The organism is Mesorhizobium sp. M5C.F.Ca.ET.164.01.1.1 (assembly GCF_004792125.1).
In the GTDB taxonomy this organism is placed as follows: Bacteria; Pseudomonadota; Alphaproteobacteria; order Rhizobiales; family Rhizobiaceae; genus Mesorhizobium; species Mesorhizobium wenxiniae.
In genome coordinates, this window is record NZ_SRTG01000398.1 from 1 (window position 1) to 318 (window position 318).

General features: G+C 64.2%; 1 protein-coding gene. It reads right to left on the minus strand.

Annotated features, from left to right (window positions below; all coding sequences use genetic code 11):
- On the minus strand, positions 1 to 318 hold a 318-nt coding region (locus tag EN807_RS33980; RefSeq protein ID WP_246684531.1), incomplete at both ends, for an ATP-binding cassette domain-containing protein.

A 318-nucleotide genomic window follows, 5' to 3' on the forward strand; every position in this document is an offset into this window, starting at 1 on the left:
GTGGCGGTCCTCCGGCACGTGAGCCAGCCCGCGGTCGCGCAATTCGCCGGGATCGGCCTCGCCGGTGAGATCGATGGGCTTGCCGTCGAGCATCACGGAGCCGGAAACGGCATGCCTGATGCCGGAGATCGCCTCGAGCAGTTCGGACTGGCCATTGCCGGCGACACCGGCGATACCGACGATCTCGCCGGCGCGGACGGTCAACGAGACATTCTCAAAGCCCTTGCCGGAGAGGTTGCGTGTCTCGACGATGGTCGCGCCCGGCGTAAAATGTTCCTTGTGGTAGATCTGCTCGATCGAGCGGTTGATCATCAGCTT